This is a genomic window from Amycolatopsis sp. NPDC033938 (genome assembly GCF_055575975.1).
The window spans coordinates 574,283-586,759 of sequence record NZ_JBVIRO010000003.1 but is presented as its reverse complement, the minus strand read 5'-3'; the positions used below and the strand labels follow the sequence as shown (position 1 = coordinate 586,759).

Below are 12,477 nucleotides of genomic sequence, written 5' to 3'. Positions count from 1 at the left end.
CGCCCATACCCTGGTCATGACGCCGTAGACCGGACACGAAGGGGAACCCCCAGGTGGGCCTGGACCTGTACAAGCTGAACCACCTCATCGCCGTCGCCGAAGAAGGCAGCTTCACCCGTGCGGCGACCAGGCTGCACCTGAGCCAGCAGGCGCTGTCGACCTCGGTGCGCACGCTCGAGCGGGAAGTCGGCGTCCCCCTGCTCGAGCGCGGCGCCACCGGGGTCACCGTCCTCCCCGCCGGACAGGCACTCATCGCCGACGCCCGCCTCCTGCACGGCATCGCCGACTCCGCCGTCCAGCGCGCCCGCCGCATCGGCCGGGGCGAAGCCGAACGACTCCGCGTCGGCCACACCCCCGCCGTCACCGGCGACGAGGTCACCGCCCTGCTGCGCGGCCACCAACCCGACCCCGACCTCGTCATCGACGTCCACCAGCGCTATCCCGACGAACTCACCGCGCAACTGCTCGACGGACAACTCGACCTCGGCCTCGGCCGGGCACTCACCCCGGCACACGGCCTGGTCGGCACCACCCTGATCCGGCAGCGGCTCAACATCGCCGTCGCCTCGGGACACCGGCTCGCCGAACGCGACGAAGTCCGGCTGAGCGACCTCGACGGCGAGGAGATCACCGTCTGGGGACGACCCGGCCGCTCCGGATACACCGACCTGCTCGTCAACCTCTGCCGGGACGCGGGATTCGAACCGCGCGTCCACCGCAACCCCATCCAAGGCACGCCCCCGGTCACCGCCGTACTCGACACCGACGGCGTCGCCTTCGTGACCGCATCCCCAGGACCGACCGCGGGCGGCGCCGTCCAGGTCAAGGAGCTACAGCCGCCGGTGCACGTTCCCCTTCAAGCCCTCTGGCCCCAGCACAGCACTTCCGACGCCCGCCAAGCCTTCCTCGCGGCCGTTCAAGGTTTCTAGAGGTATCAGGCCTCGTCGGCGCCTGCTTGCCTGTCGTGGTGGTCCAGCAGCTTCCACAGAAGTTCGGTGAACCGCTCCCGCTCGTCGGCTGACAGCGGAGCCAGCAGCTCCTCCTGACGTTCGACGAGCTGCTTCTCCAGCCGCCGCAGCTGCCGCTTGCCCGCGGTCGTCAACGAGACGACGTTGCGCCGCCGATCTTCGGGGTCAGGGGCGCGCTCGACCAGTTCACGTTCGGCGAGCTCATTGATCGTCGCGACCATCTCACTGACGTGGATACCGCTGCGGCGGCCCAGCGTGGCCTGGCTGGCCGGACCGAACTCCTCCAGTGTCGCCAGCACGCGGTAGTGGTAGCCCCGCGCGTGGACGGCGGAGAACCCGTCGGTCACCAGGCGATGCGCATGGTTCGCGGTCTGCGTGAGCAGCCAGCTGGGCAGCCTCTGCCACCTGGCGCGCGTCTCTTCCGAAGGGTGCTCCATGTGACGAGTCTAACGAATCGTTGGGCGGCCGAACGATGAGAGTATCGTTGGGCCACCAAACGTTAGATGCCTGAACATTTAAGCACCGAATGAATCTCTCCGGAGTCGACACCATGATCAAGCCCTTCCGCGTCGCCGTCCCCCAAGCCGACCTCGACGATCTCCACGACAGACTCTCCCGCACCCGCTGGCCCAATGAAGTCGCCGACGCCGGCTGGGACTACGGCTTCCCACTGGCACGCCTTCAAGAACTGGCCGAGTACTGGCGCACGGGCTACGACTGGCGCGCCCACGAAGCCGAACTCAACGAGCTTCCCCACTTCACGACCGAGATCGAAGGCCAGAACATCCACTTCGTCCACGTCCGGTCAACGAACCCGGACGCGCTCGCGCTGATCCTCACGCACGGCTGGCCGGGCTCGTTCCTGGAGTTCCTCGACGTCATCGGGCCACTATCGCGCGACTTCCATCTGGTGATCTCGTCCATCCCCGGCTACGGCTTCTCCGGACCGACCCACGAACGCGGCTGGGACATCGTCCGGATCGCACGGGCCTGGGCCGAACTGATGCGCCGCCTCGGATACGACCGCTACGGCGCACAAGGCGGCGACTTCGGCTCGGGCATCTCGACAGCACTCGGCGCGGTGGAACCCGAACGCGTCATCGGGGTGCACGTCAACTACCTGCCGACCCGGCCCGATCCCGACGTCGAACTGTCCGAAGAGGACGAGGCCAGACTGGACAAGGTCCGGCGACTGATGGCGAACCGCCCGCCGTACCAGGCCCTGCAGGCCGCCACCCCGCAGACCATCGGCTACGCGCTGACCGACTCGCCGATCGGTCAACTGGCCTGGATCGCCGAACGTTTCGCACAGTGGACGGACCCTCGTTCGCCGATCAGCGACGACCGGATGCTCACCGACATCTCGCTGTACTGGCTGACCGCCACCGCGGCTTCGTCGGCACGACTGCATCACGACGCCCCCAGAGGAACCACGCCGTGCCCGGTACCGCTCGGCGTGGCGGTGTTCCCGTACGACATCACGCAGTCGGTGCGGCCGCTGGCGGAGCGGCTGTACGACATCAGGCACTGGTCGGAGTTCGAGCGCGGTGGCCACTTCGCGGCGATGGAGGTGCCGGATCTGCTCGCCGAGGACATCCGGGAGTTCTTTCTCGCCCTGCTCAAGTAGCGGTGATCAAGGTGGGAGGCCGGGCGTAGGTACACAAGTGCGAGGCCTTCTATTGATCCGTAAGGCAAACCGTTGCTGCGTAGGTCCTCTTCGCTGACTTCCGGGGGGGGGCGGCACGGGTCCAGCCTGGCAGGCGGGCGAATCATGTCCCGGGTGTCCACGAGGGATACTCCCAGGCGGCCAGGTGTCTGACTGATGGCACTCTGTGCAGGGTCGTGAGTGGCGATTCGGGTTCTGGCCGAGGGTGTACCTACGGTAGGTGGGTCCGGTAGCGGCCGGGCCGTGAAGGACTCCTTCCCTCGGCTGAGCCGCGATGCCGGGAACTCAAGGGCAGCGGCGTGGCTTGTTTCTGGTGCGTTTGCCCAGCTCGGGAAGCTTCCCCGGTCGTAACGGCCCGATGCGAGCGACAGCCGGCCGCCGACGAGGTGCGGGAAGTCCGTGAAGGCCTCCTTACCTACCTTGAAGGTAGGCAAGGAGGCCTTCACGGACTTAAGAATACGGTCAAACAGTAACTAAACGGGCGTTTCTACTTGGCTTGTGTCCCTTGTGGACAATCGGGAACGGCGGGTGCCCCCTTAAGTCCCTGGCATTGCGACTCAGCCGAGGGAAGGGGTCCTTCACGCCCCCCAGGTACATGAAGGACCCCGCCCTGTACCTAGGCGCAAGGAAGGGGGCCATCATGTACTTCGCCACGAGCTGGGCCCACAGTCCACGCGTAGGTATCTAAGAGAGGTTCGCTCTAACCCTCATTCGACACGCCACGTTTGCCTTACCCCTCACAATAAGACCTTGCCCCGGGTCAAGCTCCGCGGCTTCTGTGCTGATTTCTTTTCAGATGTTTAGCGATTTTTCAAATCAGCTCTACGGTATAGGTCGTTATACACTTGACAAGATCGATGAACGGCGAGGAGTTCGACTGCCTCCATCGGCTTCAGGGCCGCGAGTACGCGTAGCTTCGCGATCTCGATGTGCCTGGGCATACGACTTCGTCCACCTCCCCCGCTGCCAAGGCTTCACAGACGGCCCGGGCACTCCCCTGGCCGCGAGACGAATAATGCACTCTCTCTCCCGACGTGTATGGCGTTATACGTCGGGAGAACCGGGTCGCCGCTATGAATCCCGCGACGAGAAGCACGATCAGATACGCGTTGCCGACGACAGCCTCCGCGAAGTTCCAGCCGAGTTCGGCCCCGCCACCGCCCGGCACGACGGCGACCGTCCATCCGGTGAACAGGACGGCGACCGCCAGCGCCGCTGCGCGGTGTCCCCTGGCGGCGAGATATCCGAGCGCGGGTATCACCCACACCCAGTGGTGTGTCCAGGAGATCGGGCTGAGCAGCAGGGCGCAGCCGGCCGTGACCAGCAGTGCGGCACGATCGTCACCCGCGTGATGGAGACGGCGGACGAGCCACATCGCCAGCGCCGCGCAAACCATCCCGAACACGACGATCGCCACCGTGGCCACCCACCCTTCCGGCAACGTCCGCGCGACAAACCCCTGCCACGACTGGTTCCCTACCCAGCCCTTCATCTCGGCGAAATGGTCGTTGAAGATCGCGGAGGTCCAGTAGCGCACGGAGTCTTCCGGCAGGACGATCACGGCGAACGCCGTCGTACCCAGGAACGCCGCGAACGCGCGTACCGCGTCACCGGTACGCCTGACCACCAGTAGATGGACGATGAAGATCAGCGGGATCAGTTTGACGGCCGCGACGATCCCGATCGCGATTCCGCGATAGCGCGGGACAAGCATGTCGGTCACCACGATGGCCAGCAGAATGAGATTGACCTGGCCGAGGCCGATGGTCTGCCATACCGGCTGTACCGCGAACGCGCCGAGCAGCAGCACCGGAAGGTGTGCCCGGTCCGCGAACGGCCGCAGTGCGTAATAGAGGGAAGGTGCGGCGGTCAGCGCCAACAGGCCCCAGCACAACTGGGGCGGCAGCACGGTCAGGGTAGTGAAGAGCAGCGCGGCGAACGGTGGATAGGTGAACGGTAGTTCCGGTGCCCAGTCAGGAAGAGCGCGCAACGGTGAATAAAGGCTCTCCCCGTGGACGACGGCGAACCCGCCTGCCCGGTAGACCGCGGAATCGACGCCGAGTGGCCACCCCGAGATCCACCAGATGAACGCGACCGCGGCGAGTACGGTCGTCGCGAGGGCGACGATGATCAGCGTCGTCGTGACGCGTGGCCTTCTCGAGCGATGCATGGGGAAACGATCTCCGGAATTCGCCGGGTGGGCATCGCCCGGGGGAACCGTCTTGGCACCGCTACCCCGGTAGCCGACTTCGCCCGCACCCCTACCCCGGTATCAGGGCGTGCCACCCGGCACGACGAGCCCCGCCTCGTACGCGACCATCACCGCTTGCGCCCGGTCCCGGACACCGAGTTTGGCGAAAACCCTGCTGACATGGGATTTCGCCGTCTGCTCCGCGATCACCAGCGCTTCGGCGATCTCCGTGTTGGAGAGTCCACGCGCGATCAGCCGGAGCACGTCCGTCTCACGTGCGGTCAACTCCGCCACGAGCGCGTGAGACGCGTGCGCCGACGCGTGGGTGCGGGTGAATTCACCGATCAGGCGCCTGGTGATCGTCGGGGCGAAGAGCGCGTTGCCCGCGGAGACCACCCTGACCGCGGTGACCAGATCATCCAGCGGGGAGTCTTTCAGCAGGAACCCGCTGGCGCCGGCCCGCAGCCCGCCGAACACGTATTCGTCGATGTCGAAGGTGGTGAGGATCAGTACGCGGACTTCGTGCCGCCCGGCCACGATCCGCCGGGTCGCCTCCAGACCATCCAGTTCGGGCATGCGCACGTCCATCAGGACGACGTCCGGTTCGAGTTCGGCGCAGAGGGCGACGGCAGTGGCACCGTCGGCGGCCTCTCCGACCACCCGCATGTCGGCCTGCGCGTCGAGCACCGCGCGGAAACTCTGCCTGACCATGGTCTGGTCGTCGGCGATGACCACCGAGATCACGGTTGCGGTTGCCCCTCACGATCGAGCGGAACGGTCAAGGCGACCAGGAAACCACCGTCCGGCTTCTCCCTCACCTCGAGATCCGCCGCGAGCATAGCGGCCCGCTCCCGCATCCCCACCAAGCCGTGCCCGCTGCCCACCCGCGCTGTCCGCGTCGGCCCGGCGCCGGGGCCGTTCTCGACGAGCACGCGAACGGAGCTCGCCCCGGTCACCAGTTCGACGGAGATCGACGCGCCGGGAGCATGCTGGATGGCGTTGCTGAGTGCTTCCTGCACGATCCGGAACACCGACAACGCGACCCCGACCGGGACAGCGTCGAGGTCACCGCGCAGCTGCAGGTCGCAGGAGGTACCGGCGGCCTTGACCCCTTCCACGAGTTCGACCACTTTGCCCAGTCCGGGCTGCGGGGCGACCAAGGGAGCGCTGTCATCGGACCGGAGGACACCGAGCAGCCTGCGCAGCTCGGTCAGGCCTTCACGAGCGGTTCCGGCGAGATCGGCGAACTCCCGCCAGATCTCGGCGTCGCGGTCGGGCCCGGCCGGGCCCGGGAACCGGAAACGCGCCGAATCCGCGCGCAACGCGAGTACGGACATGTGGTGCGCGACGACGTCGTGGAGTTCCCGTGCGATACCCGCGCGTTCCTCCAGGAGCGCTGCCCGGGTCTCTTCGGCGAGCCGGCGTTCCTGCTGGGCCACGCGGGCTTCTTCGGCGATCCTGCGCTGACGCACCGTGTTGCCGACGAAGAACACTGTTCCGCCCAGCACCACGAGCAGTCCCGCGTCACGCCAGTCGCGGAGGAAGGGCGACACGGCGCCCAACGAGATCAGCGCCGCCCAAGTCAGTTCCGCCTGATCGTTGCTCTCCCCCACCAGGTAGAAGACGATCACCGCCGTCAGCGCCAGTCCCGGCGCCCACGGCCAGCCCCAGGTACCGGCTATGCCGGGCAGGGTGAACGGGGTGAGCACGATGCCCACGATCAGCGCGCGCCATCCCCACAACGGCGAACGCACAGCAAGGAGACAGGGCAGCACGGTGACGACCACGTTGAAGGTTTTCGCGGCAGGCGACGTCGAAACGGTCGAGAACGTGACGAAACCCGCCCAGAGGCCAAAGCCGACGATCGCGAGGCCGCGCAACCTGCGCAATCCCGCCGACCGCTTCGGCGGGACGTCGGTTCCGGTGAACGCCGTATAGCGCAGGGCATCCCGCCAAACCCGCAGGCGCTGTCGGTCGATCATCGGGGACGACCCTACCCGCGGACCGGCTCGGCCTGCGCGATCGACTCCCCCGGCGCCGAGCGTCCACCGCGATGTCCTTTGTCGTAGTGGAGGCGGATCAGATCGCGGTGGCGACGAGAAGGTTCAGATCCACCGGCATCGCGATGACCTGATCGACACGGAAGCCCGATCCGTGCAGGAGCTTTTCGTATTCCGTCCGATCACGCTCGCGGCCACCGGTGACCGCGAGCATCTGCAGATCCCAAGGTTCGGCGAGGTCGGACGGCCTGCTCGACGAGCCGCCCGGAAGCAGGCGTTCCACCACGAGAAGCCTGGCGCCGGCCTCGCAAGCACGACGACAGTTGCGCAGGATGCGGTCGCAATCTTCGTCATCCCAGTCGTGGAGCACCCGGGACAGCAGATACGCCTGCGCACCGGCGGGGACTTCCTCGAAGAAGTCGCCCGCCGCGAAGCGCACCCTGCCGCCGGGCTCGGCCACAGCCGATTCGATGACGTGCGCGCGATCGAACACCACGCCTGACACGCCGGGATGCTCGTCCACGATCGTGCGTAGCAGTGTGCCGTTGCCGCCCCCGATGTCGACCACGGTCGTTTCGGCGGGGAAAGAACAGGAGTGACTGAGCTCCTTCGCGACGAGGCGGGTGACGGCCTGCATCGCACGGTCGAAGGTCCGGGAGGATTCCGGGGCGGTGGCGAAATAGTCGAAATGCTCCACCCCATAGCGATGGCTGAAGGCCGTACGCCCGGTTCGCAGGGCCGCGGCGAGATCGTTCCAGGCGTCGTAAAATTCGTTGCCGTAGAGCCGGGTCAAGTCGTTGAAGGGGTTCTCCGCACGGAGGAGTCTTCCCCTCTCCGTCGTCTCGTAGCAGCCGTTCGGTCGCTGCCGGACCAGGCCCACCCGCACGAGGAACCGCAGAAAACGGGCGGTGGCGCGGGCATCACAACCGATACGACGTGCCACTTCTCCCGGCTCGATCGCCTCGTCGCCGACAGCGTCCGGGATCCCCAGCTCGACGGCCACGTGGAGCGCACGTGCCGACCAGTGACCGGCGAGCAGTGACAGCAGAGCGGTGTGCTCGTCGGGCATCGAGACCGGTTCCCCCACGTGCGCCGCGAGAACCTCCGCGTGGTGTCCTCGAGCGGTCAGTTCGAACCGGGGGCGATATCCCTTGTCACCGGCCGGTGCCTTGAAATACACCACCGACCGGCCGCCCGTACCGGGATCTTCATGGGGATTGTGGCCACCACCGTCGGGTTCCATCCCGAGAACGTCCCGGCAGGTCCGCCGGGTTCGCTCGAGCTGCCCCTCCGCGACCAGCCAACCGGTGTGGGACTCCTCCTCCCTCGCGCGCTCACGCTCGATGAGCCCCGGTGCGACCTTCTCGGCCGAGCCGCGTGGGAGGACGAAGATCTCCAGGTCGCCACCTATACCCGTGCTCGGCGATGCGTGGACGATGGTGACGTCCAGCTCGTCCTCGGCGACACCATGCCGCTCGGCGAGCCTGGACCGGACCACCCGGCTCGGCACGGAAGGCCCCGTCTCGAAGCCTGCCTCGGCGAGGAAATCGCGGACATCCGTCGCGGATTCAGGAAAAACGAGGACCGCGACGTGATCGAACTCGAGTCGATCGTCGATGTCAGCGGCTGCCGGATTCCCGAGAAGGCGGGCAAGGGCACCTGGTGCGGTCGACCGGGAGGCCAGCGAGGCCGCCCTGTACAACCGGAGTTCGTCTTGGCTGCTTAACACTTTCGGTCCTCCCGACTCGGCCAAAGCCTTCTCAGTGGTGGGCGGAGTCGCCCCGGATCACGGTCTTGCTTCGCATCAGGAACTCCGCCAGATGCCCGTCGTGCGGCAGGCCAGGTCGCATCTCGTGGGTCGGCCGATCACCGATGTGCAGGTTGCCGATGGTGGTTTCCTCGATCAACGACGCCAGCAGTTCGTCGTCGCCGGTGATGGCGGTGACGGTCAAGCTGTGGCGAAGTGGCGTAATCCCGTCCGCGGGCGACCACGGGGCGACCCATACGCACGGGAACGGAAGCTCGATGCCGAGCCGCGACGGATCCGGACGGTCGAGCAGGATGACGGCCGGTCGCAGGACCGCGCCGCCACCAGGCAACGGTTCGAGAAGCTCACCGCCGGACAGCAGCTCGCCACCGTTCAGCTCGCTCCGCAGGTAGGTTTCGAGGTCCCGCGCGCGTTCCAGCGGGAACGCGGGGAGAACAGCGGCATCGCTCGCCGGTGGCAGCACGGCCACTTCGGCCAGCCGGCGGGCGAGTTCTTTCGCGAAAGCGGCCGCTTCGCCGTCGACCAGGACCGCGGAGGCGTTCACGCAAGCGGTGCCACCGAAACCGGCCACGGAGGACACCACGGTGTCGACATGCTCGGCCCAGTCGCCGTCGGCGATCAAGACCTTGGAGCGGCCCGGTCCCTGCACGAGGACATCCCCCCGGTCCCGGTACCTGGCCACCGCGTCGCTTCCGCCATAGACCAAGGCCAGATCCGCGGTATCGACGAACTCCCGCGCCACGGTGTGGTCCGTGGGCAGGAAAGTCACCTGATCAGTGCCGAAGCCACTCATTCGGAGAGCCTGGACCAGGCGATACGGGGTGAACGGTTCCCGTCGCGACGGGCGTACGGCGACCCGGTAGCCCAACGCGAGCGCCTCGAGCCAAGCGGCGTGGGTCGCGGGATGATTTCCCGGTGCCTGCACCGCGAGCACGTCACCTCGGCGCGTCCAGACCGCTCCCGTCGAAGAGACCTCGTGCCAATCGTCACCGGTTCCGAGCGGGCGCGCGCGCCGCACCGACTCCCCCACCGCCGCGGCACCGCGCACGATGGCCTGGGATGCCTCCCGGACCACGGACAACGCCACGCCGGACGCTTGCGACACCCATCGCTCGTGTTCGTCCAGCGAGACCCCGTCGACCGTTCGCAAGAACCGTGCGCCCGCGGCCGCGATCCGGTCGATCCGTACCGACAAGGGCATCGGACGCGCATTTCGCATCTTCGCGATACTGCGCTTCACGTAGAGACCGGGAGCCAGGCTGAGCTCCGCGAGCGCGGTCCCGTCCACACCGGCCACCTCGTCGACACGGTGCGACCGGAAGGTATTCGAAGGGCCGAGCGCGTCCAGGCGCGGAAGGGCGGGCATCAGTAAACACCTTCGATGACCTGAGCATCCTCGAAAACCGCGACGGGTGTGACGTCGGCGACCGAGACACCCAAGGCTCCCTCAGGCGCGGCGACCCTGGTGGCGAGATCCCGCTCCAGGTTGTTCGGCAGCAACAGGGACTTGCTGACGTGATGCATGACGACCTGCCCACGCTCGCCCTCGGCGACCTCCGTCAGCGAGTCGGGATCGACGACCGAAAACGTCGTGTAGGGCGAGAAAGAATCGAATACGCATTGTCCCGCCGGCTTTCCGGATCCTGCGCGCTCCATGCTCCCGCCCAGGATCATGGTGCTCCCGTACTGGCCGCGAAGCCGCACCTTCGGGAAGACCTCTCCTTGCAGGACCTCGCGGGTGTCGGCGTCCAGATGCGCCCCGCCCCACATGATCACCGACACCTTCTCGTTGACGAGGTCCACCAGGCGGTCGGACTCGGCCATCCGGACGAGCAAGGGCGGCGTCACCACGAGAACGCCGATGTCCTGTTGGTCGAGGATCGAGTGCGCCTGGTCCACCACATGGTCGGCGTACCTTTCCGCCTCTTCGGTGCGTCCCAGAGCCAGCGATTTGCGTACCCAACGCGGGTCGAGGTCGATCGTGAAACAGATGCCGCCTCGCATCCTGGTCACCTCGGCCATCAACCTGCCGAAGATATGCGGGCCGCTGGGCGCGATCGTCAGCCAGTTGGCGTCGAGCGGGAACCCCAGCTCGTCCATGCGCAGCGACTTCCACGTCAAGGAATGCCGCATCCAGTCCGACATCAGCAGTACGCGCTTCGGCGCCCCTGTGGTGCCACCGCTGTCGAAGGCGCCGATCACATCCGGTCGGTCACCGTATCCCCGCGGTATCAGGTCCTCGACCGGAACGTTCCTCAGTTCGCCGACCACATTCGGGAACCGGCGTAGATCGGCGTGGGTCCGGACGTCACGGCGCGGATCGAAGCCGAGGGAGTCCGCCTTGGCCAGCCAGAACCGCGACCCTGTCTCCGGACCGAAGTGCCATTCCATCGCCGCCGAATAGAAGTCATGCTCGTCGGCCGCCAATTCATGGTCCCACTCGAGAAAAGAAAGACTAACGGACATCGACCTTTACCTGCCGATCCAGAAATTGCCTCAGCCGGGCAAATCTTCCGCCTACGAGGTCCTCGACGTCCAACACCGAAAGATATACCCAGTCACGTACCGTTACCGCAACAATACAACCCTTGATGCACTCCAAAAGACCATCACGCGAGGACTTTCGGGCAGCGGGTCTGCCCCATGGAACCGCCCGGGATGACGGCGACCCGCGGCAGCGGCGAGCGAGACCTTGCCCGCCTGTCCCGCGATCATTCCCGAATGGACACGTTCACATCCGGAAGAGGTTTCGAACCCGAAATCGCTCGTACAGTCCCGGGCAGGAAACCCAGATCGCCCGATTCGGCAGCGCTGTCACCATCTCGAGGCCGCGTACTGTCACGACCGAAGGCTTGCCGATGGCGAAAACCTCGCACCGATCCCAGTCAGGAAACCCCCGCCGGGCACCGGTCTACCGGTTGCCGGGCACCAGCGGTGAAGTGTCCATCGACTCCTCTGGTGAGGAGATCCGGGCACGCGCAGCTCGAACCGTCTGCCGGCTCGCCCGTGACGAGGAAGAACGTACCGGTCTGCTCTCGATGCTCGGCCTGGACACCAGCGAAGGCAAGGCAGTGGCCGGACGTCTACCAAAAATGCGATAACGTGCAGTATTTTCCGGCATTGTCGCCACTTCGGTTTACCGTCTCATCTTGAAACAGCAGACTTCCACGGCCCATCAGTGCCGGTGGCGACTTCCGCTGACGGCGGAATGGCTCAGGAGGCGTTCTCGTGAAAAAGCGTATCACTGTCTTTTGTGGCTCTTCGACAGGCAACGACCCTCGCTATCTGAGTCAGGCGGCGGCCGTGGGAACTCTGCTCGCGGAGCGCGGCTTCGGACTCGTTTACGGCGGCGCGCGATACGGCACGATGGGCGCGGTGGCCGACGCGGCGCTCGCGGCGGGCGGCGAAGTCATCGGGGTGATCCCCCAGCACTTCGTCGGTGGCGAGGCACCGCATCGCGGTATCACTCAACTCCAGGTGGTCGCCGACATGCACGTCCGCAAGGCGCGGATGACCCAGCTTTCCCAAGGATTCATCGCTCTTCCCGGTGGAGCCGGAACACTGGAGGAGCTCTTCGAGGTCTGGACCTGGGCGCATCTGGGGATGCACACCAAACCGATCGGCCTACTGGACGCGAACGGCTACTACCGGCTGCTTTTGCAGTTCGCCGACCACATGGTGACCGAGGGCTTCCTGCATCAGCACAGCCGGGACCGCGTTCACGTCGACGCCGATCCCGTCGCCCTGCTGGACAAGCTCCTGATGGAGCTCGAACCGGGGAGCCACTACCCGATCCCCGCCGCCCGATCACTGAAATCCCCGGCCGTGTCCGGGGTTCACTGATCCGCGAGCCGTCGCCTGCGGCGGTTCGCTCGACCACGGAA

10 protein-coding genes are annotated in these 12,477 nt (G+C 66.5%); 3 read left to right on the top strand and 7 right to left on the bottom strand.

The genetic code is table 11. The features are described 5' to 3' along the window. The first annotated feature begins 53 nt into the window (after nt 1–53). Nucleotides 54–929, top strand: a complete 876-nt coding sequence (locus ACZ5ZX_RS12305) for a LysR family transcriptional regulator (protein ID WP_465502061.1) — start codon at nt 54–56, stop codon at nt 927–929. A gap of 5 nt (nt 930–934) precedes the next feature. Here the strand turns inward: ACZ5ZX_RS12305 and ACZ5ZX_RS12300 are convergent, their stop codons facing one another. Then, the gene (locus tag ACZ5ZX_RS12300) at nt 935–1,405 is read right to left on the bottom strand and encodes a MarR family winged helix-turn-helix transcriptional regulator (RefSeq protein WP_465502060.1); all 471 of its coding nucleotides are present in this window, start codon (nt 1,403–1,405) and stop codon (nt 935–937) included. Nucleotides 1,406–1,518: 113 nt separating this feature from the next. Between ACZ5ZX_RS12300 and ACZ5ZX_RS12295 the strand changes: the two genes are divergently transcribed. Further along, nucleotides 1,519–2,595: an epoxide hydrolase family protein gene (locus tag ACZ5ZX_RS12295; protein ID WP_465502059.1), complete on the top strand. Its 1,077-nt coding sequence runs from the start codon at nt 1,519–1,521 to the stop codon at nt 2,593–2,595. 931 nt (nt 2,596–3,526) lie between these two features. On the opposite strand, the gene ACZ5ZX_RS12290 is transcribed toward ACZ5ZX_RS12295, so the two are convergent. The 6 genes from ACZ5ZX_RS12290 to ACZ5ZX_RS12265 form a co-directional block, all read right to left on the bottom strand. Then, nucleotides 3,527–4,804, bottom strand: coding sequence for a glycosyltransferase 87 family protein (locus ACZ5ZX_RS12290; RefSeq protein WP_465502058.1), 1,278 nt, complete (start codon nt 4,802–4,804; stop codon nt 3,527–3,529). Between the two features lie 102 nt (nt 4,805–4,906). After that, entirely contained in the window at nt 4,907–5,569 is a 663-nt protein-coding gene (locus tag ACZ5ZX_RS12285; protein ID WP_465502057.1) for a response regulator, read from the bottom strand. Further along, the gene (locus tag ACZ5ZX_RS12280; protein ID WP_465502056.1) at nt 5,566–6,807 is read right to left on the bottom strand and encodes a sensor histidine kinase; all 1,242 of its coding nucleotides are present in this window, start codon (nt 6,805–6,807) and stop codon (nt 5,566–5,568) included. Before ACZ5ZX_RS12280 ends, ACZ5ZX_RS12285 begins: the two co-directional genes overlap by 4 nt. A gap of 97 nt (nt 6,808–6,904) precedes the next feature. After that, nucleotides 6,905–8,554, bottom strand: a complete 1,650-nt coding sequence (locus tag ACZ5ZX_RS12275) for a methyltransferase (protein ID WP_465502055.1) — start codon at nt 8,552–8,554, stop codon at nt 6,905–6,907. Between the two features lie 31 nt (nt 8,555–8,585). Then, nucleotides 8,586–9,959 carry an aldehyde dehydrogenase family protein gene (locus tag ACZ5ZX_RS12270; protein ID WP_465502054.1) on the bottom strand — a complete coding sequence of 458 codons (1,374 nt, stop codon included), beginning with the start codon at nt 9,957–9,959 and terminating at the stop codon, nt 8,586–8,588. Further along, a complete protein-coding gene (locus tag ACZ5ZX_RS12265) occupies nt 9,959–11,059 on the bottom strand; it encodes an AMP-binding protein (protein ID WP_465502053.1) in 1,101 nt (366 codons plus the stop codon). Before ACZ5ZX_RS12265 ends, ACZ5ZX_RS12270 begins: the two co-directional genes overlap by 1 nt. A gap of 762 nt (nt 11,060–11,821) precedes the next feature. Between ACZ5ZX_RS12265 and ACZ5ZX_RS12260 the strand changes: the two genes are divergently transcribed. Further along, on the top strand, nt 11,822–12,436 hold the full coding sequence (locus ACZ5ZX_RS12260) for an LOG family protein (RefSeq protein WP_465502052.1): 615 nt from the start codon (nt 11,822–11,824) through the stop codon (nt 12,434–12,436). The last annotated feature ends 41 nt before the right edge of the window (nt 12,437–12,477 follow it).